This window comes from bacterium, from assembly GCA_026708015.1.
Lineage (GTDB): Bacteria > Actinomycetota > Acidimicrobiia > Acidimicrobiales > Bin134 > Poriferisocius.
This window is the reverse complement of sequence record JAPOVT010000048.1, coordinates 12,262-34,941: the sequence shown is the minus strand read 5'-3', so window position 1 is coordinate 34,941 and position 22,680 is coordinate 12,262. Positions and strand designations below refer to the sequence as shown.

The following is a 22,680-nucleotide window of genomic DNA, read 5'->3' as shown; positions in this document are numbered from 1 at the left end:
AATGGGGTCATGTGGTGCGACCCGCCAGGGCTTGTCGGGCCGCCATAATCGCTGGTACCGGTCCGGGGTCGAGGCCTACCGCGGCAGCCATTTCCAGTGCGGTGGCCGACCCCTGGTACATGAGGTCGAAAACCTGGGCCACGTGACCCTCCCCGGCCGCCTCCACGAGGTGGACTGCTCCCACTACCTCATCCATCAAGTCGACCAGGATGTCGAAGCCCCGCATCACCTCGGGATGTTCGTGCTCGTGGCGCAGCAGCACCAGACTGAAGACCTGGCGGGTCAAGTCACCGTGCTGGCCCCACCCCGCGATCTCGTTGTGCAACAGGTCGGGAACGCCCGCGCTGAAGGCGGGGGCCTTGGCACTGGTGTTGATCATGTTCTTCCAGTGCCGGGCGGCCACGGTCCCGAGCCCGCCCCCTCCGTAGATCAGCGGCACCGTGCCGGATAGGCGACGGGCCAAATCAGCCGCCGCTTCCCGCATGGTGTCCCGGCGGCTGCGGACCTGATGGACCGCGTGGCGCACCCACTGGTCAGCGCCGGGGAACAGGCCCATCTTCCCCAGGATGATCATCGGGGCGACGGTAAGCACGCTCAGCCCGGCCCGGGGCGGGTACAGCATCGGATCTACCTCGACCAGCGGCGCATCCCAGGCAGATGCCATCCGGGCCAGTTGGCCACCTCCGGTCACCGCCACAACCCGACATCCGGCTTCGGCGGCCTGGGCCGCAGCCTGGACGATCTCGGGAGTGTCGCCGCTGGCGGAGAGAGCGAACACCAGGGTCTGCTGGTCCACATACGACGGCGGTTGGTAGCTCTTGACCACGACAATGGGCAAAGGCATGAACGGACCCGCGGTCACCGCCAGCAGGTCGCCTGCGAACCCGCCCGGACCCATGCCCAACACCAGCACATTGGAGATCTCCGACCGGTCGGGCAGCCCTTCCAGGTCATTGGAGCGTTCCAGCGCGTCCAGCATCTGCTCGGGCAGGCGATTGACCGCCGGCCACATGCCCAGCGTGTCCACCCGCTCGCTCACCGCTGCGCTCCGGACTCTGGGTTGCTCACGGAGCGCCCATTCCTCACGAAGCAAAGGTGAAGGGAATGGACTCCGACTCCGCTCTGGCCATCAGCCGCCCATGCTCGGCCTCATCCACAGTCTCAGCCTCGTCGATGAGCATGTTGGGGATGTCGTCTTCCACCAAATAGCGGCGGTGCAGGCGCGGATTGTATAGCGAGTCCTCATCGGGGAAATACAGCAGCGGCCCTTTGTCATCGGGGCAGGCCAGAATCTCGAGCAGTCGGGGATCCAGCGCCATGGCCACAGTCTTACTCACTCAACGCCGCGATCCCTAGCGCTGTCGCCTTCAGCTTCTAACCGCCGGTGGCAGCCCGGAACACCAGTCCGTTGCCGGCCATCTCCAGTGCGCCTGCTCCCGCCGGCACCCAGACGGCTCCGCCACCGGTGATCTCGTGTCCCGCCACCGTCAAGCTCCCCGATGCGCACAGCACAATCTCCGGACCCGAGGGCGCGAACCGCTGCGAGCCAGCCAACTCGACTCGGGTGAGGCTGAAATCGGGAACCGGTGCCTCGAATGTGAAGCAAGGTCGGGTGGGAGCCTGGACCAGCACCTCATGGGGACGGCAGTCCACTACGTCCAGCAGAGCCGGAACGTCAACGTTCTTCACGGTGAGGCCGCCCCTGAGCACATTGTCGCTATTGGCCATGACCTCCACGACAGCCCCCCGCAGGTACACGTGCAGGTTGCCGGCCCCCAGGAAGAGGGCCTGTCCCGGTTCGAGGCGGACCAGGTTCAGCATCAGGGCGATGGCCACTCCGATGTCTCCAGGGTGTTGCTCCCCGATCTGCACCCCCCAATGCCGCTCATCGGCAAACGGGCCCGGCTCAGCGCAGGCCGCCGCCGCCTGCTGGGCGATCTCAGTGCCGGATTCCGGCGAACGCTCCAGCAGCCATCGAAGCGCCGGCGCAATCTCTCCTGCCTGCAAAAAGCTGATTGCCGGGTCCAGAGCAGCAACCTCCAGCGAGTCGAGAAGAGCCGCGGCGGATTCCGGCGGCCGAAGCCCGCACAGGGCGGTGAACGGCTCCAGCGCGCAGATCATCTCCGGCTTGTGATTTCGATCTCGATACGACCGATGCTCGGCATCCAGGGGGATTCCCTGCTCGTCCTCGGAATCGAACCCCGCTTGGGCCTGGCTGCGGGTGGGGTGGGTCTGGAGCGAAAGCGGCTTGTCCACGGCCAGGATCTTCAGCAAAAAGGGCAGTTCCCCGCCGAAGCTCTGGGCCGCGCTTGCTCCCAGTTCTCCTACCGGGTCGTCAGCGATCACCTGGTTTAGCGGCCGGTTTGTCCCGCTGCGCCGCAGAATCGACGGCGCTCGGGGATGGGCGCCCAGCCACAACTCGGCCTGGGGCTCTCCGGTGGGCGGCACCCCCATGATCCGGGGCAGAACCTCCCGCGATCCCCATGCGTAGGGCTGGATCGCCCCCGACAGAACACCCGGTGTCCTCACCGTCTCCAAACCTTCAATCGCCTGCCGGCCACCCAGCGCTCACAGTCTCAAATTAGGCCAGCCAGATCAGGTTGATCACCGCGACCAGGTTGAAGCCGACGTGGGCCCAGATGGCCGGCCCCAACCGCTTGTAGCGCTTCACCAACAGGGCGGCGATGATGCCGAAGGCCATCAGTGCGGGGAATTGGAGGAGTTGGAGATGCACCGCGGCGAACAGCACGGAGGAGGCCAGCACTCCCATCACCGGCCCCCATTTCCGCTCGAACGCCTTCAGAGCCAGACCGCGGAAGAACAGCTCCTCGAATATCGGGGCTCCCACCACCACCCCCAGCATCACCAGGGCGATGTCGCCGCCGGTGGCGGCCCGGTCGGTTATCTCCCGGGCGGCCTCGCTCACGTCGAAGTCGAAGAACTGCTGGAACGGGGCATAGATGATCCAAACCACTGCGATCTGGGCAAACACCCCGACCAAGAGCCCCACAGGCACATCCGACGCCTTCATCGACAAGCAGAAGTCGCGCCGCAGTCCGGTTCCTCGCAGGGTGCCGGCCACCAGCGTGGTCAGGGCGAACCCGCCCCACAGCCCGATCTGGCCCACCGGCAGGATCCAAAGGGGAAGCGCCGGGTCGTTGCGCTCCTGGCTCATGGCGTCGCTCAGCCCGTAGCGCCCCACGTACGACCCGGTGCCGGTCTCACCTCCGGTATCCAGGCCGACTGCGGCCAGCACAACGAAGAAGACCACCACCGCAGCCACCCAGGAAAACACCACCCCGATGCACACATCGGGCAAACCCCAGCGGATTTCCCGGGCTCTTGTCCGCTCAGCTACTGCCACTGCACCGCAGCGTAATGGTGACTTTGTCGCCAACCACTCGTAGAATTGGCCGATGGCCTCCTCTCCGCCGCCGCCTCCCCCGCCGCCTGAGCGGCGAGATCCCGAGCGCGGCCCGGGTCAGCAGCCCGCCACGCAGGGCCGGATGCCCCGCTGGGTGTGGTTCGTGGTGCTGGGATTGCTGGCCGCCCTGTTGTTCTCCAATGTGTTCCGCGGCGATGACAAGGGCGAGGAGATTTCGTTCCGGGACTTCGTCGTAGCAGCCACCAATGGCAACATCGAAGAGGCTGAGTACAACAACAACACCGGCGACATCAAAGGAACGAGGACGGAGAGCGCAGACGGCTCCAAGTTCCACACCACCGGGCCCAACCCGCTGCCTGAACAGGTCGAAGAGACCTTGCGGACCAACATCCCGACATTCGAGTTCCACACCCCCCGCAGCAGCATCTGGGCCAGCATCCTGCCCCTGCTGATCCCGGTGGCGCTGATCTTCCTGATCTTCTGGTGGTTCCAGCGCCGGGCCCAGGGCCAGATGAGCGGGATCATGTCCATCGGGCGGTCGAAGGCCAAGACCTACACCACCGAGCGACCGGGAACCACCTTTGAAGACGTGGCCGGCTACGAGGGGGTCAAGAAGGAGATTGTCGAGGTCGTCGACTTTCTGAAGCACCCCGACAAGTTCGCCCAGATCGGGGCCCGCATTCCCAAAGGCGTGCTGCTGGTGGGTCCGCCGGGCACCGGCAAGACGCTCATCGCCCGGGCGGTGGCCGGCGAGGCCGGGGTGCCGTTCCTGTCGGTTACCGGCTCGGACTTCATGGAGATGTTCGTCGGCGTGGGCGCCAGCCGGGTGCGGGACCTGTTCGAGTCGGCCCGGAAGATGGGGCGGGCCATCATCTTCATCGACGAGATCGACTCCATCGGCCGCAAGCGGGGCGCCGGTCTGGGCGGGGGCCACGACGAGCGGGAACAGACCCTCAACCAGATGCTGGCCGAGATGGACGGCTTTGAGGCCACCGAGGGGATTGTGATGATGGCGGCCACAAACCGGCCCGACATCTTGGACCCGGCGCTGCTGCGTCCCGGACGGTTCGACCGCCAGGTGGTGGTCCCGCTGCCCGAGGCTGACGACCGCTTGCAAATCCTCAACGTCCACGTCCGGTCCAAGAAGATCGCCGCCGATGTCGACTTGCCGCTGATCGCCCGGGGCTCTCCGGGCATGAGCGGCGCCGACCTTGCCAACCTGGTCAACGAGGCCGCGCTGTTTGCGGTTCGCAACGATTCTGAACAGATCCGAATGATCCACTTCGAAAACGCTCGCGACCGGGTGCTGATGGGACAGCGGCGCGAGTCGATGGTCATGTCCGAGGAAGAGCGGCAGATCACCGCCTACCACGAAGCCGGCCATGCGGTGTGCGCTGCGGTTTTGCCCCACGCCGATCCGCTCCACAAGGTGACCATCATTCCCCGGGGCATGGCATTGGGGGTGACCATGACGCTCCCCGAGGAAGACCGCCACACCCTGCGACGCGACTACCTCGACGACATGCTGGTCATGCGGATGGGCGGGCGCATCGCCGAGGAATTGATGTTCGGGGTGTCGTCCAGCGGCGCGGCCGATGATCTGGCCGGCGCCACCGAATTCGCCCGGCGCATGGTGCGGGAGTGGGGTATGAGCGACCGCATCGGGCCGATGGCCTGGCGAAGCGCGGGGCAGGTGTTCTTGGGCGACGAGATGATGACCAACCGGGAATACAGCGACGAGACCGCTCGAGTGATCGACGAAGAAGTGGCTGAGATACTGCGAACTCAAGAGAACCGGTGCCGCGAGGTGCTGTCCAAGCACCGCAACGGCCTCGACCTGGTGGCTCGCGCCTTGCTAGAGCATGAGACCATCTCCGGCGATGAGGTCGGGCGACTGGTGGAGTTGGGCGATGAGGGCCCCATTGGAGATCCCCGGGACATAATCGGCGCGGCACTCGGCTCTCGCAACGCGGGAGGGACGCGGGGCTCGGCTACGACCACCGTTGCCTCGACCGCCGAATTGGAAGAGCCTGACGCCCCGGAGTCGTGGCCCGCACCCTGATCGCCCTTGGGGTCATCGCCGGGGCGCTGGCAGTGGCCTGGCTCTATCGTCGCTTCCGCCCCTCAAGCCCGACCGCGCCGACATATTCGGTGCCCATCAGTTTGGAGCGCTGGGACTTCGCCCAACCCAACGCCGAATGGCTGTTGGCGGTGTTCACCTCCAAGACCTGCTCGACCTGCGCCGCAGTGGTGAAAGCAGCCCAAAGCCTGGCCGAGGATTCGCTGGCGGTGCAGGAGGTGGAATTCCGCCGCCACGGCGACCTGCACCGCCGCTATGCAGTGGACGCCGTCCCTCTGGCTGTGCTGGCCGACCGCACCGGCGCGGTGTGCGCCTCCTTGGCCGGCCCGGCCACCGCTGCGGAGTTGTCGGCTCTTGTCGCCTCCGTCCGGCAATAGCCTGTCGCTCTATGGGCTTGTCGAGGGACTTGGCGGAAACCAGGGAGTTCTTCACCTCCCGGGCGGCAGGCTGGGAGGACCGCCATCCGGACGACGATGTCCTGTTCAAGTGGGCGGTGGACCAGCTCGGGTTGTCCCCCGGAGATGTGGCCGTCGACACCGGCTGCGGCTCGGGTCGGGCATTGGCCCCGTTGCGGGCTGCGGTCGGCCATCAAGGCGTCGTCTTGGGTATCGACGCCACTCCGGCCATGCTCTTGGAAGCAGCTCGCCTGGGGCGCCAGTCGATTTCGGTGTGCGCGCTGGGCGACATCGGGATGCTGCCCGTGAGGGACGGCTGCGTTGCCGGAATCCTGGCCGCCGGGTTGCTCCCCCACCTACCCAATCCGGTGGGCACGCTTCAGGAGATGGCTCGCGCTGCCCGCAGCGGCGCTCGGCTGGGCGTGTTTCACCCCATCAGCCGCCACGCCCTGGCCGCGCGCCACAAAGACCGGGGGACCCACGCCCACGACATGAATATCGACCCGCACCGCATCGGACCGCTGTTGGCCGAGGGGGGTTGGACGCTGGAGCACTTGGACGACGCTGACGATCACTATTTGGCTCTGGCGGTATGCAATGGCTGACCAATCAGCCGCCAAAGCGGTGTTGTTCGAAGTTGCCGAGGGCGTGGCCTGGGTAACGATCAACCGTCCTGAGTCCCGCAACGCCGTAAACCAGGCGGTGTCGGAGGGTTTGGCAGCCGCCTGGGACCGGGTGGAGTCCGACGACGACATCGCGGTGGCCGTGCTGACCGGCGCGGGTAATGCAGCCTTTTCGGCAGGAGCCGACCTGAAGGAGATGGCCGCCCGAGCCGAGCGAGGACTGCCCTCTCACCTCACCAGGGATCGCTTGGCCGACGGCGGGGTTACCAAGCCGGTCATCGCTGCGGTCAACGGCGTGGCCTATGCCTTCGGATTCAACCTGGTTATGCAGTGCGACCTGTGCGTGGCCGCCGACCACGCCCGCTTCGGCATCCTCGAAGCCAAGGTGGGCCGGGGCTCGCCGTGGGCTGCTCAGCTTGGCTGGCTGATCCCACCCCGAGTGGCCATAGAGCTGTTGTGCACCGCCGAACCGATAGGTGCCCAGCGGGCCTATGAGCTTGGCTTGGTCAACCGGATTGTGCCCGCAGCCGAACTGAAGTCGGCCGCGGCCCAGCTAGCCAGGGCAATCACGGCCAACGCGCCGCTCACCGTCCGCGCCGGGAAGGCCATGATCCGGGGCACCGCCGGCCTTTCTCCCGCCGAGGCAGCCGCCGTGGCCGACGAGATCTACGAACCGGTCTATGCCAGCGACGATGCCCAAGAGGGCCCCCAGGCCTTCGCGGAAAAGCGACCGCCCCGCTGGCAAGGGCGCTAGCCCAACACGCCGAGAAGCTCGTCCAGATTGTGGGGGCCGGGCGATCGGGCACCAGCCTCGATCCCCCGAACAATTTGGAACACCGCGTCGTTGACCGGGGTGGGAATGCCCAGCACCTTCCCCTCTCGGCTGATGAATCCGCTGAACGAGTCGATCTCGGTCTTGTGACCCCGCTCGATGTCGGTGGGCATCGACCCCTTGACTTCCCCCAACTCGGCAGCGGTGGCCTCCCACTGGGCTTCTAGATCGGCGGCCCCTGGCCCGCCTGCACCGCCGACAAGAATGAGCTCGGCGTCGATCCCGCTTACCGGCTCGATGCGGTGACCCCGGGCTTGACCTATCGCCACCGCCTCCGACCCACAGGCCAGGCTGATCCGCCGAGGCCCGGGCTGCTCCCGACAGTCTCTGGCTCTGCCCCCGAGCGCCGCGTTTACCGGGTTGCTCATGCAGTTCATTACCAGCTTCGACCAGATCGCCCCCCAGATGTTGTCGCTCACCACCACGTCAATCCCCGGACCCAGCGCCGTCGCCACCCGCTCCAGCCGCTCGGTATGAGTGCCGTCGAGTTCGCCGATCTGTAGCGTGGGACGCCAATCCAGCCTTACCTGGCCTGGCCCGGTTGCGGCCGCGGCAAACAGAACTACCGTGCCGATGACCCGCTCAGGACCCAACTCTTGGGCTAACAGCGGCTCGTTGACCCCGTTCTGAGCGGAGATGATCGTGGCATCCGCCGCCAGTTGGGGGGCTAACAGGGAGGCCAGCCATTGGTTGTCGAATGCCTTCGCCGCCAGTACCAAGACGTCGATGGTCCCCAACTGTTGACTCTCGCTGGTGTGCCACGCGGGCAGCCGCGTCGTGCGCACATTCCCCGGTGCCGGACCAACCAAGCGCAGCCCGTCGTTTCGGATGGCCTCAACATGGTCGGACCAGCCATCGACCACACTCACTTCACCGCCAGCCAAGGCGATCTCTCCGGCTATGGTGCCGCCGATTCCCCCGGCACCGGCCACGACCACATGCATCATTACCATGGTAGGAACTCTTTATGGCCCTCTCCCGATATCGCGATGCGGAGTGGTTCCAGCCCGCCGAGAACCCCGACCCCGACGACACCGGCTTAGAGAAGGCATGGCTTCATCGAGGATCGTTCTTCGCCCATGCCATCCGGCTGGCGCCGGGCTATGTGATTCCGCCCCACAGCCATGACAAAGACGAACTGATGGTGGTGTTGGCCGGCAGTGCCATCCTGGACAGCGGCGTGGTGATAGAGCCGCCCGACACCCTGCTGCTGGCCGCCAACGTGGAATACGGCTTCACCGCGGGCCCTGAGGGTATGGAATTCATGGTGGTCCGCACCGGCCAAGCCGGGCTGACCATCACCGGATGAGCCCGCCATTCAAAGACCTCGTCCCGCTGGTGCGCCCCCGGTCCATCGCGCTGGTGGGGGCCACCCCGATAGAGAGCAACAAGCTGGGCTCATGGGCCCTGAGCAACCTGCTCAAGCACGATGTGCCAGCCGACCTGTATCTGGTGAACCCCCGATACGACTCGCTGGAAGGACGGCCTTGCTACCCCGACCTGGAATCGCTGCCCGAACCACCCGAATTGGTGCTGGTGCTGGTGCCTGCGGCCGCGGCCATCGACATCCTGCGCCAAGCCGAGGCGCTCGGGAGCCGGGCAGCAATCGTCTTCAGCGGCGGGTTCGGCGAGGGCGACCGGGACGGATCGCCGCTCGACCTGGAGATGCAAGCCTTCCTGGCCGACACCCCGATGGCGGTGTGCGGGCCCAACACCAACGGTGTGATCAACTGCGTGGACCGGATCCCGGCCGGTTTCCCTCCTTACGCCATGGCCGACGAACTGCCCGCTGGGACCCTCGGCGTAGTGTCCCAGAGCGGTGCCCTGGTGTCGTCTCTGGTCCAGCATCTCCAGCAAAACGGCCATGGACTCACCGTGGGATTCGCGGTGGGAAACGGCATCGACCTCAAGGTGAGCGACTACGTCCGGTACCTGGCCCAAGACGACCGCACTGAGCAGATCCTGGTGTATGCGGAAGGGCTGCGCGATGCCGATCGGTTTTTCGATGCAGCCGACGAGGCCTGGGCCGCGGGAAAGCCCGTGCTGGTTTTGAAGGCGGGCCGCTCGCCCGAAGGTGCTGCTGCGGCCCGCAGTCACATCGGCGCTTTGGTGGGCAGCTACGAGGCATTTGCCGCTCGCTGTCGGCGCCATGGGATTCTTCTCGCCCACGATTTGGCCGAGTTGGCCGCGCTTCCCGCGGCCCGGGGCCGATGGGGGCAGCGCGCTGGAGTGCTGTCGTCATCGGGAGCGGTGGCGGGAATCCTGGCCGATTCTGCCCGCTACAACGGCTTCGACGTGCCCCCCTTGGGAGGCTCGGTCCAGTCCAAGCTGGCCGAATGCATGACCCTGGGAGGGCCTCGCAATCCACTGGACCTCACCGGCCAGTCGGTCGTCGACCACGACCTGCTGCCGGCCGCACTGGATGCCATGGGCGACGACCCCGGTTTGGACTTCCTGGTCCATGGGATGCTGATCGGCCCAGAGGTCATCATCGACAAGCAGATCGACGCTCTCATAACCCTGGCCGGCAGGCGAACCCCGGTGGCGGTATACAGCGCGCCCGGGTGGCATCCGGTGGACTACCCGAGGCTGACCGAAGCCGGGATACCGGTATTCGACTCTCCCGATCGGCTGTTCCGCTGCCTGGACGCCTGGACAAGCCAGCGGCATCTACAACCGCAGCCGCTCCCATGGCCGGACGAGACATTGGACCATCTGCTGGCCGACATCATGGCCCCGAGCTGCTCCCCGGCCGACTACGACTTCGACCGCCCCGCCGCGGTCAAGCTGATGGGTGAGGGCCTCGACCACAAGTCCGATCTCGGGCTGGTGGATCTCAATGTGCATCCCGACAATGTCGCCGATGCCGCCGCCCAATTGGAGGCCCGCGGCCAGGAGCTGGGTATGGTCGACGCTGCGGTGGCCGTGCAGCCCATGGCCGACCCCGGCGTCGAGCTCATCGTCGGCATCAGGTTGGACCCCGAAGTCGGTCCATCAGTGGTGGTCGGACCTGGAGGGGTGCTCGCCGAGTTGGTCGACGACGTGGCCGTCGCCCCCGCCCCGTTGAGCTTCGAAGAGGCCCACGCCCTATTGGACGCCACCAGGGCCGGAGCGCTGCTAAACGGAGTGCGGGGCAGCCCCAGGGTGGATCAGGACGCCGCGGCTGAAGTGCTGGTTCGACTGGGATGCATCGCCGCCCGCCACCGCACAGAAGCCGAGATCAACCCGCTTATCGTGCATACTTCAGGGGTCACCGCCGTAGACGTGCTGCGCGTCGGCCACTGAGCATCGCCGGCTAAGGGAGGCGCCCGTGGAGTTCACGCCCGAACAGGAGATGCTGCGGGAATCGGTGCGGGCGTTCGCGGCCCAGGAGATGCCCGACGGGTTCGCCCGGGAGTGGGACATCAAGGGCGAGCCGCCACTCGACACCTACCAGCGGTTCGCCGACGCCGGGTTCATGGGGGTGGGCATACCCAAGCACTACGGCGGCCAGGGCGGCGGCATCGTGGAGGTGGCCATCGTCTTGCACGAGTTGAGTCGGGCCATGATGTCGTTCGCCATCATGGTGTACCGGTCGGCCATCCACGCGTCGGGGGGATTGCAGATCTACGGCACCGAGGAACAGCGGGAGCGCTTCCTGCCCGGCATCGCCAGCGGCCACCTCAAGTTCTGCTTCTCCCTCAGCGAGCCCGACGCCGGATCGGACGCCTTCAACCTGAAGTGCCGGGCGGTGCGCGACGGCGACGAGTACGTGGTGGACGGCACCAAGATGTGGAACTCATTCGCCCGCCACGCCGACTACGTGATGCTGGCCACCCGAACCTCCGACGAGCCGAAAAAGCAGGACGGCATCACCTTTTTCGTGGTGGATCTGTCCAGCCCCGGCATCGAGATCACCCCCATCGAGACCATCGGCGAGCGGGCTAGCGGGACCAACATGGTCACCTACACCGACGTGCGGGTACCGGCGGCCAACATCTTGGGCACAGAAGGCAAGGGCCACCGCAACCTCCAGGCCAATCTGGAGCGGGAGCGGTTCTCGTCACTGCCCATCAACCTGGGCCCGATGGAGGCCATCTTGGAGGAGGCCGTTGATTACGCCAACACCCGCGAGCAGTTCGGCCAGGCCATCGGGCGCTTTCAGGCCATCCAGCACATGCTGGCCGACGTGGCCGTCGACGTGAACATCGCCCGTACGCTCACCTGGGATCTGGCCCGGCGCATCGCCGCGGGCGAGCCGTGCTCGCTGGAGGTGTCGATGGCCAAGCTGTGGATCAGCGAGGCCATGATGCGGGCCAGCTATACCGGCATGCAGGTGATGGGCGGCTACGGCTACACCCTCGACTCCAACATGCAGCTCCACTGGCGCAACGCCCGCTTGGGCACCATCGGCGCCGGCTCCAGCGAGATCCAGCGCAACATCATCGCCCGCCAAATCGGCCTCGGCGGCCAGCCCTCCTGACCCGTCGGATCATTGCGGATCTCCCGTGTCAGCGACGAGACCCACCGAGGTGATCCCAGCGATGGCACAGATGTCGTCGTCGTCGGACGTTCCCCCGCTGATGCCAATGGAGCCCAGGAGCGTTCCGTTGTCGTCTCGGATGAGCGCTCCGCCGGCAATACGGTCGGCTACCGCCAGCGACAGGGAGCCGCTCACGCCAGCCCCGGCATTTCGCTGAACGCCTCGGAAATCCAGTCCGCGATAAAGGAAATAGTAGCCGCCCAACGAAATGCCTGGACCAGTAGTGTCGCAGCGGTGAGCGAACCCTCGGTGCTGGCGGAGTTGGCCAGGCGGGAACCGGATGACCTGGCGTTGGAGGACGACAAACACCAGGTGTCATGGGCAGAGTTGGACCGCCGAACCCACGCCATCGGCTGGGGACTGCTGGCCGCGGGGGCCTCGCCTGGGGACCACGTAGGGCTGGTGTGCTCCAACCGCACCGAGTTCGTGGAAGTCATGCTGGCCTGCTTCCGGGCCGGGCTGAAGATGACCCCGATCAAGACCAACTGGACCGCCACCGAGATCGCCTACGTCTTGGACGACGCTGGCTCAGCACTGGTGGTTGCCGACACCCCCGCGGCGCGAGACGCGGCGGGCGATCGCCCCGTGGTGTGGATTTGCGACGACTTCGACGCCTGGGTGGATGCGCAGGATTCGGCACCGTTCCCTTCGGGGGGCACCGGCTATCGGATTCCCTACACCTCGGGCACCACCGGTCGACCCAAGGGAGTCGAGCGCACTCTGGACTCGGAGTCCACCTTCGAGCAGTGGTGGGAATTCTCCTCGCTGGGCGCTCAGGGGTTGGGGCTTCCTCGCGACGGCAAGCACCTCATGGTGGCCCAGCTCTTCCACGGTGCTCCCCTGGCCTTCGCGCTGGGCGCGCTGGCCAACGGCGCTCCCATGAGAATCATGGCCCGGTGGGACGCGGAACGAGCCGTGGACGTGATCAATAACGGGGTGACCGCCACCATCATGGTCCCCACCATGTTCCGCCAGCTCTTGGCTTTGTCTAATGAGCGCAAGGCCGAGCTCGAACACACCCGATTGGCCACTGTCCTGCACGGCGGGGAGCCCTGCCCAGTGCCGCTGAAGCAGCGCATGATCGACTGGTGGGGCCCGATATTAACTGAGTACTACGGCTTCACCGAGGGCGGCATGACCATGTGCAGCTCACAGGATTGGCTGGCCCGTCCCGGCACGGTGGGGACTCCCATCGGGGAGTTGGCCATCCAGATTGTGGGCGACAACGGCGAGATTCTGGGACCGCGGGAGCCTGGAACGGTGTACTTCCGCCGCCCCGAGGGGCGCTACTTCCGCTACATCAACGCCGACGACAAGACCGACGACGCCTACAACGACTCCGGGTTCTTCTCGGTGGGCGACATTGGCTACCTCGATGAGGACGGCTATCTGTATCTGTCCGGCCGCAGTTCGGAAGTGATCGTGGCCGCGGGCGTCAACATCTACCCAGCAGAGATCGAGGACGTGGTGTTCGCCATCGACGGGGTGGCCGATGCCTGCGCGGTGGGCGGCCCCGACCCCGACCGAGGCGAGCAGGTGGTGGTGTATCTAGCCGTGTCCGACGGGTTTGCCCCTGACGACGTGACCGCGGCCATCGACGCCGCCTGCAATGAGCACCTCGCCGGCTACAAGCGCCCCCGCCGCTACATCATCCGTCCCACCGTCGATCGCGACCCCACCGGCAAAGTCCTGCGCACCAAGCTCCGCGACGAACTCTGGCCCTAGGCCCCCGCAGAGTCAGCACCCCGCCAACGCTCCCCAAAGGCTTCGAAGAAGTGCAGCGAATCTGGATCCTGAAGGGCGCTCGCCGACGCGACTTGGGATGCGGCCGCGCCCAGCAAGATTCGCTTCACGGGGACCTCGAGCTTCTTACCTGAGATGGTGCGCGGGACAGCGGGAGCGGCCTGAATGTGATCTGGCACGTGGCGCGGCGAGAGTTCGGCCCGCAGCCTCGCCCGCAACACCTCAAGGAGCTCGTCGGTCAGTTCCTGGCCATCTCGCAACACAACGAATGCCAGCAGATCACCGAGCCCGCCGTCGTCGTCCTCTAGATGCACGACGAGTGAGTCGTCGATCATGTCGTGTTCCTCGATGACCGCGTAGAAGTCTGCTGTCCCCAGACGGACTCCGCCGCGATTGAGCGTGGCGTCGGAACGGCCACTGATAACGCACGAGCCGTCGTCGAAGATCGTGATCCAATCGCCATGGCACCAGACGCCATCGAAAGAGTCGAAGTAGGAGGCCCGGTAGCGCCCGCGATCTTCATCGCCCCAGAAGCCCACCGGCATTGACGGCGCCGGAGCGGTGATGACGAGCTCCCCGTCGACTCCCCGCAGCGGTTTGCCATCAGCGTCCAACGACTCCACACTCCAACCGAGCTGACGACAGGAGAGAGCACCTGAGCGCACGGGCAGCACAGGCGCTCCACCCACAAACGCGCTACACACATCGGTCCCACCGCTGATGTTCGAGACCGCCACAGGGCCTACCGCTTCAGCAATCCAACGGAATCCCGCGTCGGGCAGCGGGGCCCCAGTGGAACCTATGCCGCTCAAGCAGCGAAGGTCGAGCGAGTCGGTGGGGCGTATATCCGCCCCCCGGCACGCCATGATGAAGGGAGCCGAGAATCCGGCGAATGTCACGTCGGTCTGATCGACGACCGACCACAGGGTGTCCAGACTCGGCGCCGCGGGATCGCCGTCGAACATGACGATCGAGGCTCCTGTAAGCAGCCCCGATACCAGGTAGTTCCACATCATCCAGCCAGTAGTCGAGAACCAGAAGAACCGGTCTCCTGACCCGAGGTCGTGGTGCAGGGCGAGCTGTTTGCCGTGTTCGAGCAGGATCCCTCCATGCCCATGGACGATCTGCTTTGGGCGTCCAGTGGTGCCCGAAGAGGAGAGGATATAGAGGGGATGGGCGAACGGAACCGACTCGAATCGCAGCGGATCGGTCGTTGCCGCGGTCAGGTCGGACCACGTCTGGGCATCTCCCGAGTTGGTGGCCGCCGGATCCAGATACGGCAGCAACACGGTGTGCTGCACAGATGGCAGTCCGCGCCGAATCTGGTCCAAGACGCCCCCGATATCTATTTCCTTGGTCCCGTATCGGTAGCCGTCGATGGCGAAAAGCACCTTGGGTTGAATCTGGCCCCAACGATCGAGAATGCCGCGGGCCCCGAACTCGGGCGGGCACGAGGCCCAAATCGCGCCGATTGACGCAGTGGCGAGAAAAGCAATCAGTGCCTCGGGAATGTTTGGCAGCAGCGCGACAACGCGATCACCAGGACCAACACCGAGGCGTTTCAGGCCGGACGCTGCTCTGCGGACCTCCTCGCGCAGCTCGCCCAAGGTGAGTTCCCGGTCTGAGCGGGTCTGGGACCGGCCGACCACGGCAACATCGGTGTCGTCTAGCCCGTTTCCCCGCAGGAGATGCTCGGCGTAGTTGAGAGTCGCGCCGTCGAACCACGTTGTGTCGGGCATCGGCTCGCCGCCGATTACCGACTCGGGCGCGGGCGTTGGTCCAATTTCCAGATAGTCCCAGACTGATCCCCAAAAAGCGGCGGGCTCTTCAACTGACCAGCGCCACAGAGCCTCGTAGTTGCCGAAACCTGCCGGGTGGTAGCGCTCAGCGAACCGTCCCATGCGGGAGACCGACCACGCATCTGGTGGCGGCCGCCACACCACGTCGTCGGTCATCGCCGGCGTCTCGTCCATGGGTCAAGAGTAGGGATCAGCCAGGATCATGAGGTGGTCGACCACTACGGCGCCTTGGCCGCGGTCGAGCACCACTACCGGGTTCAGATCGAGTTCGGTGAGTCGGTCGCCGAGGGCAGTGGCCAGGGTTGCGGTGGCCATGACCACTTTGACCAGTGCGTCCACATCGGCCGGCGGGCGACCCCGAGCACCGTCGAGCAGGGGAAAGCCCTTGAGGGAGCGAATCATCTCGTAGGCGTCGGCCTCATCTAGAGGCAGCGGGCGGACAGAAGTGTCAGCCAAGACCTCGGTGAACACCCCACCGGTGCCCACCATGACTGCGGCGCCGAGCGTGGGATCGCGAGTCACCCCCACAATCATCTCGGTGCCGCCGATCACCATCTGCTGGACCTCAACCCCTTCGATGGCCGCATCGGGCGCGGCTGCACGAGCCCGGTCCAAGATCGCCGTCGCGGCCCGCTCCACCCCGTCAAGGGAGTCCACCCCCAGAACCACCAACCCGGCGTCGGACTTGTGGGGGAAATCGGCTGAGGCGATCTTGACCGCCACTGGCAAACCGATCTCTTCGGCGGCCAGATGGGCGTCACTTGCCGACGGGGCCACCGCGCTGGTGGCCAGCGGCAAGCCGAATGCCCGCAACAGGGCACCGGTGTCGGGCACTGCTTCCCCCAGCACGGCCTGAGCCTCCTCCGGCACGGCATCAGCCAGCGGAGGGCGCGCTCGGAAGCCCTGCCGGCGGCGCTGGTAGCGGTGATAGTCGGTCAGGGCGGCGAAACAACCCCGGAAGGAGCGGAACAGCGGTATGCCGGATTCCACCAGCCGGTCGAAGCCCGGCTCGTCCACCTTTAGCGAGTTCCAAGTGGCGATTATCGGCCTCTTCACCTCGTCAACCAAGGCCACGATGTCGTCGCCCAGCAGATCGGTCATCGGCGGCACTGCACCGGTCACTCCTACCACCGTGTACCCCACCGCCGGATCGTCGCAGATGTCCCGGATCACCTGTTGGCGAACCTCCGCAGGCTGGCTCACGATGAACGTGCCTCCGTTGTCCACCGGATTGGACACCGCGAGATAGCCAGGGATATGCCGGTGGAGCTTCTGCTGCGTTGATTCGGCCAGTCGGGGCACTGGAACGCCGGCCAACTCGGCGGCCTCGGCCATCAAAGTGCTCGATCCCCCGGAGATTGAGTACAGCCCGGCCCCTTCGGCCACATCCGGCCCTAGCTTGGCGAACAGAGCGGCCGTCTCCAGCAGCTCGTCCAGATCGCGCACCCTCACCACCCCGTATTGCTCGAACAGCCCGTCGATCACCTCATCTGATCCGGTGAGGTGACCAGTGTGCGACGACGCCATGCGCGATCCGGCATCGGTGGCTCCAATCTTCAAAATCACCACCGGCTTGTGCTGCGCGTTGGCCGCCTCCAGCGCGGTGCGCAGCTTTTTGGCCGACCGGAAGCCCTCGATGTAGCCGGCGATCACCGCAGTGTCGTCGTCGTAGGCGAAATACTCGATGAAGTCGCTCACTTCGAGGTCAACCTCGTTGCCGCACGGCACCTGGCGGCTGAACCCGATGCCGAAGTAAACCCCCTGCATGATGGGCCGACCGTTGTGACCCGACTGGGTGACCACCCCGATCTTGCCCCCTCGCAATCCGGGTACGTCGGGTACTGGCTCGAAGGCGTTGGTATTGGTGTTGGGGCCGAAGATGCGGATGCCGTTGCGGCGGCCCGCCTCCCCCAGTTCAGCCTCCAGAGCGGCCCCCTCGGGGCCGACTTCGCTGAATCCCGAGGAGAACACCAGGGCGTATCGGACCCCGACGGCCCCGCACTCGTCCACAATCTGCGCGCACGCCGCTGGAGGGGTGGAGATTACCGCCAGGCTCACCGGCTCGGGCACGTCGGCCACCTTCTCGTAGACCGGCACCGCTCCGATCGCTCCGCCCTTGGGGTTGACCAGATGCCAATTCCCCTCTCCCCAACGAGAATCCATCGCCTCCCGCAACCCGTCTTCGGTCTGGGTGCGGTCGACCCCTCCGATCACCGCCACCCCGATGGGGTGGAAGAACTCCTCCAGGTCGACTCGCCGCTGGGCCATGGGAATCCGATGGTAGTTACCTCTCTGCCTCCGCCCTTCAGCGAGAGTCGGCCATGAACCCCGGCACGCTACGCTGGCCGCCATGGAAATCGGCCACGTCTACGAGATGCCGCCCATGCGGCCCGACGATGCCCATACCACCTATTTCCCTGCCGGGGTGATCACGATCGGGGTGGAGTACCGCGACCTCACCCCTGAGGCGCTGGTGGAGTACTACGGAGGCGACGAGGCCTACGTGGAGGAGCTGCGCCGCGCCGCACCGCTGGGGATCGAGGACCGGGGCGTGTCACTACATGTGTTCGATGCTGACGGCCAGTGGGAATACCTGCGCTTCGACCTCTTCGAGGACGCCCCCCACTACCACTACAACCACCTGGGCGGCGGGCGGAACCACATCATCCCCTTCGACGAGACCGCGCACGGCCCCATCGCCGACTGGGCCGTGAGCAAGATCCGTTCCGGCGAGATAGCCCCCATGCTGGCCCAGGCCGGAGCGCCCGAGCTGGCCGAGGGGCTTGACGCCGATGTGCTTGGCGACGTGGCCGATCAGGTTGCGGCCTACGCCGCCGAACTCCAGGCTCGTTTGGCGGCCGCGGTCTAATTGATCACGGCCCGGCGATCTAGCCGGCCAAATCCCCGAAGTCCACCTGGCCGGTGATCATCGAGCCCTGGAAGGCATTGTCGATGTTCACATTCACGCCGGACACGAACGACGCCGCGTCCGAACCCAGATAGGCCAGCAAGTTGGCCACCTCAGCCGCGGTCACGTAGCGGCCGCCGGAGTTTGCCGCCGTCCAGTCGATCATCTCCTCGCCCATGGTCTGCTTGAAATCGGGCAGCAGCGGGGTGTCGATGGGCGCCGGGCAGGCGCTGGCGATGCGCACGCCGTTGGCCAGCATTCCCTTGGCGGCCTGCATGGTGAATATCTGCACACACTCCTTGGAGAACATGTACCCGTCGGACACTACCTCGGGGTGCTCCTCCACCCAGGCCACCGCCTTGTCCCAGTCATCGATGGACAACAGCTCGGTGATCTCGGCCTGGTGGGCCGGCCAGTTCATCCCCGCAATGGAGGCGGTGTTGACCACCGCGCCCCCCGCGGGAATCTTGGGCAACAGGGCGTCGGTCAGCCGCATCAGCCCCAGTGTGTTCACCTTCATCACGTCTTCGGGCGAAAAGGTGGCCGCGATGCCGGCGTTGTTGAACAGCACGTGTACGGGGGCATCAATGGCCGCAGCCGCCTCGTCCACCGCAACCGGGTCGCCCATGTTGGTGGGGATGTATCGGGTAATCGGACCTTCAGGCTCTTTGATGTCTAGTGCAGTGATCGATGCCGCCCCCAGATTGGACAGCAACTCCACCAATGCGGCTCCCACGCCGGAGTAGGCGCCGGTAACCACGACGTTGCGGCCTTCGTAGCTCATGGGGTTCGACATCAGGGGCCTCCTAGGGCTGCTGGGGGGATAGCTCGGCTGGCGAATACTACTGCGCCAAGTATCGTTGGGGTCACACTGGCGCACCAGGAAACCAACGGAGGACGCTGTGGACCTGAACGACATGATCATGGTCAGCGTGGACGACCACCTGTGCGAACCGCCTGACATGTTCGACAACCATCTCCCGGCGAAATGGCGGGATGAGGCGCCCCGGGTGATTCACACCGATTCCGGTGATGACGTGTGGTCGTTCAACGGCGCCATCATCCCCAACGTGGGCCTGAATGCGGTGGCTGGGCGACCCAAGGAGGAGTACGGCATCGAGCCCACCGCCTTCGATGAGATGCGGCCCGGTTGCTACAACGTCCACGATCGCGTCAAAGACATGAACGCCGCCGGGGTTTTGGGCTCCATGTGCTTCCCGTCGTTCCCCGGCTTCGCCGGCCGGTTGTTCGCCAACCACCCTGACAAGGAGTTCGCCGGCGATCTGATTCGGGCCTATAACGACTGGCACATCCATGAGTGGGCCGGGGCCTATCCGGGCCGGTTCATCCCCATGGCCCTGCCCATGATCTGGAGCGCAGTGGAGTGCGCCGCCGAGGTTCGCCGGGTGGCCGAGATGGGCTGCCACTCCATGACCTTCACCGAGAACCCGGCCAAGCTGGGCGAGCCCAGCTTCCACAGCGACTACTGGGATCCACTGTGGGAGGCATTCAGCGACACCGGCAGTGTGTGCTCCATTCATCTGGGCTCCTCGGGCGAGATGGTGATCACCGCTCCGGACGCCCCGATGGACGTGATGATCCAGCTCCAGCCCATGAACATCAGCCAGGCGGCCGCCGACCTCTTGTGGTCGCCCATCCCCCGCCGGTTCCCCGACCTGAAGATCGCCCTTTCGGAGGGCGGCACCGGGTGGATTCCCTATTTCATGGACCGGGCCGACCGCACTTACGACATGCACCACCTGTGGACCGGACAGGACTTCGACAATCTGCTGCCCAGCGAGGTATTCCGGCGCAACTTCTTGACCTGCTTCATCAACGACCCGGTGGGGGTTGCCCTGCGCCACGAGATCGGCATCGACAACATCTGCTGGGAGATGGACTATCCCCACAGCGACTCCACCTGGCCCAACGCCCCCGAACTGTTGGATGAGACGCTGACTGGAGTGCCCGACAACGAGGTGAACAAGATCACCCATCTCAACGCCATGGCCTGGTACCAGTTCGACCCGTTCGCCCATCGCGACCGAGCCGACTGCACGGTGGGAGCGCTGCGGGCTTCCGCCGCCGACCACGACATCACGGTGCAGTCCATGGACAAAGGTCGCCACCAGGGCAAAGACCGCGATCTGGCCGGGTTCACCACCCGGAACCAGGGCGTCAACCGCTGAGGCTGCGCTTACTCTGACCCCTCCGGCCCTCGGAGCTGTGCGCATCGGAATTGACTCCGGGGGCTATCTGATCTCCCCTGCGGGCCTTTGCACCAACATCGAGACCAACGAGCAGCACTATCCGGTGCTCTACTGCTTCGTTCACCCAGTCGGCGCAGGCCACATCAGCCCCCGCCTGAGCCAGCCGCACGGCAACCGCCCGCCCGATCTCGGGAAGACAGGCCGCCCCCATCACCAGCGCCACCTTGCCCGCAAAGTCGTACATCCCCTCAGCATCCCCCAACCGCGCTGTCGACATCCACACTGGCTGGTTTCTCCTTCCAGCCGCGTTTCGGCCCCCAGTAGGGTGGCGGGGTGCAGGTGGGGGCGGCGCGGTACCAAATGGCAGGAGGGATTCACCGCATCCCGGTGCCCGGCGCGAACGGGCATCTCCACGCCACGGCATTCGCAGTAACCGGGCCTGATCCGGCCGCAGCCCTTGAGGATGTGGGCGCCGGGGTGATGGTGTGCTTGCTCACCAACGCCGAGATTGCCATGCGCTTTCCCGAATATCCCGCGTGGCTGGCCGACCCTGCTCCCCACCAGGCCATTCATGTGCCGGTGGTCGATCAAGGGATCACTACCGACGAGGCCATTCGAGAGTTGGTGGATGAAATCAACCAGCATCTGGACCAGGGCACCGGGGTAATGATCCACTGCGGGGCGGGTTACGGCCGGGCCGGCATCGTGTGCATCTCGGTGCTCACCTCCCGGGGAATGGACCTCAAAGGTGCGGTGACCGCAGTGCGAGCCGCCCGGCCCGCAGCGGGACCGCAGTCCCACTCGCAGGAGGCTCAGATCGCCCGCTTAGCCGCTGGAGTGTGAAAAGCCACTGCTCACATGCCGCCAGCGATCTTGTAATCGTGGCCGGTGACGTATGAGGCCGCGTCGGAGGCCAGGAACAGGGCCAAACCGATGATCTCGTCGCAGTCAGCCACCCGCTTCATCATGGTGGCCTTCCCCGATCGTTCGGGGAATTCGGGGTCGAATCGCATCGACCCCTTCATCATCTCCGACATGAACGGCCCCGGCACCAAGGAGTTGACCCGCACATTCAGCCCAGCCCACTCCCCAGCCATGGCCCGGGTGAGGTTGTGCAACGCGGCCTTGCTGGAGGTGTAGATCCCCACACCGGGGCCACCGCCGTAGGCCCCCATGGTGGTCACGTTGATGATCGACCCGCCGCCGGCCTCCCCCATGCGGGGGGCCACCAGCCCGGCCAAGCGGATCGGCCCCTTCACGTTCACCGCGTACACCTTGTCGAAGTAGGCCTCGGTGCACTCAGCCACCGTGACCGGTGCGGGGTTGATGCCAGCGTTGTTGACCAGCACGTCGAGTCGACCCAACTCGTCGTAGACCCGGTCGACCAGGGCATCGATTTGGTCCCACTCCCCCATGTGACAGGCAATGCCCCGCACCGACTGGCCGCCGAGTTCATCGTTCAATTCGGCGGCGGCCTCGTCGCAGCCCTCCTGGCGCCGCCCGGTGATCACCACCTCGGCGCCGGCCATGGCAAAGCCCTTGGCGATTGACCGGCCGATGCCCTTGGTTCCCCCGGTGACCACCGCCACTTTCCCCGTCAAGTCGAACAAACTGCTCATGGTCCGATCTTATGGACTGCACCCTGGCTGACTCCCATACCGGCTGGACGCCTCGTGACTGATGGGGCAGACAAACTCAGTAGATCCCCAGCTCCAATCCGGCGGCCAAGGTCATGCCCAATTCCCGGCAGGCATCCAGGTGGCCGTCGGTCAGCTCGCCTGTGGCTACAACCGGTGGGGCCACCGCCTTCCAACCCAGCCCGGTGACCAGGGGCTCAACCGCCCGCACTGCCCCGGTTCCGTCGTTGCCGGCCCGCACGAACAACCCGTAGGGCCGGCCTCGGGTGTGGTCCAGGCAGTCGTAGTACACAGTGTCGAAGAAGTGCTTGAGGGCGCCGCTCATGTAGCCGAAGTTCTCCGGGGTGCCCAGCAGGTAGCCGTCAGCGGCCATCACATCGTCGGGGGTGGCCTCGAGGGCAGCCACTTGTAGCACCTCCACGCCGTCGATGTCGGGATGGCCTGCCCCGGCCACCGCCGCCTCGGTCATGGCTTTCGTGCCCCCGGTCTTGGAGTGGGATACCACCAGCACGCGCACGCATCCGACGGTACTCCCCCGCCCCGAGT

22 protein-coding genes and 1 pseudogene are annotated in these 22,680 nt (G+C 65.8%); 11 read left to right on the top strand and 12 right to left on the bottom strand.

Annotated elements, in window-relative coordinates; genetic code table 11:
• Positions 1-7: 7 nt before the first annotated feature.
• Genes OXG30_10845 through OXG30_10830 form a run of 4 tightly spaced genes read right to left on the bottom strand, consistent with a single transcriptional unit; the run spans position 8 to position 3,364 of the window.
• On the bottom strand, positions 8-1,039 hold the full coding sequence (locus tag OXG30_10845; GenBank protein ID MCY4135390.1) for an SIS domain-containing protein: 1,032 nt from the start codon (positions 1,037-1,039) through the stop codon (positions 8-10).
• A gap of 43 nt (positions 1,040-1,082) precedes the next feature.
• Positions 1,083-1,319, bottom strand: coding sequence for a Trm112 family protein (locus tag OXG30_10840; protein ID MCY4135389.1), 237 nt, complete (start codon positions 1,317-1,319; stop codon positions 1,083-1,085).
• Positions 1,320-1,374: 55 nt separating this feature from the next.
• Positions 1,375-2,529: a mannose-6-phosphate isomerase, class I gene (manA, locus tag OXG30_10835; GenBank protein ID MCY4135388.1), complete on the bottom strand. Its 1,155-nt coding sequence runs from the start codon at positions 2,527-2,529 to the stop codon at positions 1,375-1,377.
• Positions 2,530-2,581: 52 nt separating this feature from the next.
• Positions 2,582-3,364: a type II CAAX endopeptidase family protein gene (locus OXG30_10830; protein ID MCY4135387.1), complete on the bottom strand. Its 783-nt coding sequence runs from the start codon at positions 3,362-3,364 to the stop codon at positions 2,582-2,584.
• A gap of 52 nt (positions 3,365-3,416) precedes the next feature.
• Between OXG30_10830 and ftsH the strand changes: the two genes are divergently transcribed.
• Genes ftsH through OXG30_10810 form a run of 4 tightly spaced genes read left to right on the top strand, consistent with a single transcriptional unit; the run spans position 3,417 to position 7,237 of the window.
• Complete coding sequence (ftsH, locus tag OXG30_10825; protein MCY4135386.1) at positions 3,417-5,447, top strand: ATP-dependent zinc metalloprotease FtsH; 2,031 nt, start codon at positions 3,417-3,419, stop codon at positions 5,445-5,447.
• Positions 5,432-5,842 carry a hypothetical protein gene (locus OXG30_10820; protein ID MCY4135385.1) on the top strand — a complete coding sequence of 137 codons (411 nt, stop codon included), beginning with the start codon at positions 5,432-5,434 and terminating at the stop codon, positions 5,840-5,842. Before ftsH ends, OXG30_10820 begins: the two co-directional genes overlap by 16 nt.
• Positions 5,843-5,853: 11 nt before the next feature.
• Positions 5,854-6,465, top strand: a complete 612-nt coding sequence (locus tag OXG30_10815; protein MCY4135384.1) for a methyltransferase domain-containing protein — start codon at positions 5,854-5,856, stop codon at positions 6,463-6,465.
• Positions 6,458-7,237 carry an enoyl-CoA hydratase-related protein gene (locus tag OXG30_10810; protein MCY4135383.1) on the top strand — a complete coding sequence of 260 codons (780 nt, stop codon included), beginning with the start codon at positions 6,458-6,460 and terminating at the stop codon, positions 7,235-7,237. Before OXG30_10815 ends, OXG30_10810 begins: the two co-directional genes overlap by 8 nt.
• Here the strand turns inward: OXG30_10810 and OXG30_10805 are convergent.
• On the bottom strand, positions 7,234-8,262 hold the full coding sequence (locus OXG30_10805; GenBank protein MCY4135382.1) for a 2-dehydropantoate 2-reductase: 1,029 nt from the start codon (positions 8,260-8,262) through the stop codon (positions 7,234-7,236). The two genes, OXG30_10810 and OXG30_10805, sit on opposite strands and share 4 nt — an antisense overlap.
• 20 nt (positions 8,263-8,282) lie before the next feature.
• Here OXG30_10805 and OXG30_10800 point away from each other — a divergent pair, with 20 nt between their 5' ends.
• The 3 genes from OXG30_10800 to OXG30_10790 are packed head-to-tail and all read left to right on the top strand — an operon-like array spanning position 8,283 to position 11,777.
• Positions 8,283-8,624 (top strand): hypothetical protein, encoded by a 342-nt coding sequence (locus OXG30_10800; protein ID MCY4135381.1) that lies wholly within the window; start codon positions 8,283-8,285, stop codon positions 8,622-8,624.
• Positions 8,621-10,600 (top strand): acetate--CoA ligase family protein, encoded by a 1,980-nt coding sequence (locus OXG30_10795; protein MCY4135380.1) that lies wholly within the window; start codon positions 8,621-8,623, stop codon positions 10,598-10,600. The genes OXG30_10800 and OXG30_10795 overlap by 4 nt, the downstream gene beginning before the upstream one ends.
• Positions 10,601-10,625: 25 nt before the next feature.
• The gene (locus OXG30_10790; protein MCY4135379.1) at positions 10,626-11,777 is read left to right on the top strand and encodes an acyl-CoA/acyl-ACP dehydrogenase; all 1,152 of its coding nucleotides are present in this window, start codon (positions 10,626-10,628) and stop codon (positions 11,775-11,777) included.
• 9 nt (positions 11,778-11,786) lie between these two features.
• Here the strand turns inward: OXG30_10790 and OXG30_10785 are convergent.
• Positions 11,787-11,936 (bottom strand): annotated as a pseudogene (locus OXG30_10785) (heme-binding protein).
• A 135-nt stretch (positions 11,937-12,071) separates the two neighbouring features.
• Here OXG30_10785 and OXG30_10780 point away from each other — a divergent pair.
• Positions 12,072-13,562 carry an AMP-binding protein gene (locus OXG30_10780; protein MCY4135378.1) on the top strand — a complete coding sequence of 497 codons (1,491 nt, stop codon included), beginning with the start codon at positions 12,072-12,074 and terminating at the stop codon, positions 13,560-13,562.
• Here OXG30_10780 and OXG30_10775 read toward each other — a convergent pair.
• Together OXG30_10775 and OXG30_10770 are read right to left on the bottom strand one after the other, a co-directional pair.
• The gene (locus OXG30_10775; GenBank protein MCY4135377.1) at positions 13,559-15,553 is read right to left on the bottom strand and encodes an acetoacetate--CoA ligase; all 1,995 of its coding nucleotides are present in this window, start codon (positions 15,551-15,553) and stop codon (positions 13,559-13,561) included. The genes OXG30_10780 and OXG30_10775 overlap by 4 nt on opposite strands.
• Positions 15,554-15,556: 3 nt before the next feature.
• Positions 15,557-17,647 (bottom strand): acetate--CoA ligase family protein, encoded by a 2,091-nt coding sequence (locus tag OXG30_10770; GenBank protein MCY4135376.1) that lies wholly within the window; start codon positions 17,645-17,647, stop codon positions 15,557-15,559.
• Between the two features lie 82 nt (positions 17,648-17,729).
• Between OXG30_10770 and OXG30_10765 the strand changes: the two genes are divergently transcribed.
• Entirely contained in the window at positions 17,730-18,248 is a 519-nt protein-coding gene (locus OXG30_10765; protein ID MCY4135375.1) for a hypothetical protein, read from the top strand.
• A 19-nt stretch (positions 18,249-18,267) separates the two neighbouring features.
• Here OXG30_10765 and OXG30_10760 read toward each other — a convergent pair whose 3' ends face one another.
• Complete coding sequence (locus tag OXG30_10760) at positions 18,268-19,083, bottom strand: coniferyl-alcohol dehydrogenase (protein ID MCY4135374.1); 816 nt, start codon at positions 19,081-19,083, stop codon at positions 18,268-18,270.
• Between the two features lie 106 nt (positions 19,084-19,189).
• Between OXG30_10760 and OXG30_10755 the strand changes: the two genes are divergently transcribed.
• Positions 19,190-20,476, top strand: a complete 1,287-nt coding sequence (locus tag OXG30_10755) for an amidohydrolase family protein (protein MCY4135373.1) — start codon at positions 19,190-19,192, stop codon at positions 20,474-20,476.
• On the opposite strand, the gene OXG30_10750 is transcribed toward OXG30_10755, so the two are convergent.
• Entirely contained in the window at positions 20,466-20,774 is a 309-nt protein-coding gene (locus tag OXG30_10750; GenBank protein MCY4135372.1) for a hypothetical protein, read from the bottom strand. The genes OXG30_10755 and OXG30_10750 overlap by 11 nt on opposite strands.
• A gap of 83 nt (positions 20,775-20,857) precedes the next feature.
• On the opposite strand from OXG30_10750, the gene OXG30_10745 reads away from it, so the two are divergent.
• Positions 20,858-21,340, top strand: a complete 483-nt coding sequence (locus OXG30_10745) for a dual specificity protein phosphatase family protein (protein ID MCY4135371.1) — start codon at positions 20,858-20,860, stop codon at positions 21,338-21,340.
• A gap of 11 nt (positions 21,341-21,351) precedes the next feature.
• Here OXG30_10745 and OXG30_10740 read toward each other — a convergent pair whose 3' ends face one another.
• Both OXG30_10740 and OXG30_10735 read right to left on the bottom strand, forming a co-directional pair.
• Positions 21,352-22,116: an SDR family NAD(P)-dependent oxidoreductase gene (locus OXG30_10740; GenBank protein ID MCY4135370.1), complete on the bottom strand. Its 765-nt coding sequence runs from the start codon at positions 22,114-22,116 to the stop codon at positions 21,352-21,354.
• Positions 22,117-22,192: 76 nt separating this feature from the next.
• Positions 22,193-22,603 (bottom strand): NAD(P)H-dependent oxidoreductase, encoded by a 411-nt coding sequence (locus OXG30_10735; GenBank protein ID MCY4135369.1) that lies wholly within the window; start codon positions 22,601-22,603, stop codon positions 22,193-22,195.
• Between the last annotated feature and the right edge of the window lie 77 nt (positions 22,604-22,680).

Coding starts and splice junctions, on each gene's coding strand:
- ftsH (MCY4135386.1), top strand. CDS start 3,417: ATGGCCTCCTCTCCGCCGCCGCCTCCCCCGCCGCCTGAGCGGCGAGAT.
- OXG30_10745 (MCY4135371.1), top strand. CDS start 20,858: ATGGCAGGAGGGATTCACCGCATCCCGGTGCCCGGCGCGAACGGGCAT.
- OXG30_10765 (MCY4135375.1), top strand. CDS start 17,730: ATGGAAATCGGCCACGTCTACGAGATGCCGCCCATGCGGCCCGACGAT.
- OXG30_10740 (MCY4135370.1), bottom strand. CDS start 22,116: ATGAGCAGTTTGTTCGACTTGACGGGGAAAGTGGCGGTGGTCACCGGG.
- OXG30_10795 (MCY4135380.1), top strand. CDS start 8,621: ATGAGCCCGCCATTCAAAGACCTCGTCCCGCTGGTGCGCCCCCGGTCC.
- OXG30_10770 (MCY4135376.1), bottom strand. CDS start 17,647: ATGGCCCAGCGGCGAGTCGACCTGGAGGAGTTCTTCCACCCCATCGGG.
- OXG30_10840 (MCY4135389.1), bottom strand. CDS start 1,319: ATGGCGCTGGATCCCCGACTGCTCGAGATTCTGGCCTGCCCCGATGAC.
- OXG30_10810 (MCY4135383.1), top strand. CDS start 6,458: ATGGCTGACCAATCAGCCGCCAAAGCGGTGTTGTTCGAAGTTGCCGAG.
- OXG30_10815 (MCY4135384.1), top strand. CDS start 5,854: ATGGGCTTGTCGAGGGACTTGGCGGAAACCAGGGAGTTCTTCACCTCC.
- OXG30_10750 (MCY4135372.1), bottom strand. CDS start 20,774: ATGTCGACAGCGCGGTTGGGGGATGCTGAGGGGATGTACGACTTTGCG.
- OXG30_10800 (MCY4135381.1), top strand. CDS start 8,283: ATGGCCCTCTCCCGATATCGCGATGCGGAGTGGTTCCAGCCCGCCGAG.
- OXG30_10775 (MCY4135377.1), bottom strand. CDS start 15,553: ATGGACGAGACGCCGGCGATGACCGACGACGTGGTGTGGCGGCCGCCA.
- OXG30_10760 (MCY4135374.1), bottom strand. CDS start 19,083: ATGTCGAACCCCATGAGCTACGAAGGCCGCAACGTCGTGGTTACCGGC.
- OXG30_10735 (MCY4135369.1), bottom strand. CDS start 22,603: ATGACCGAGGCGGCGGTGGCCGGGGCAGGCCATCCCGACATCGACGGC.
- OXG30_10805 (MCY4135382.1), bottom strand. CDS start 8,262: ATGATGCATGTGGTCGTGGCCGGTGCCGGGGGAATCGGCGGCACCATA.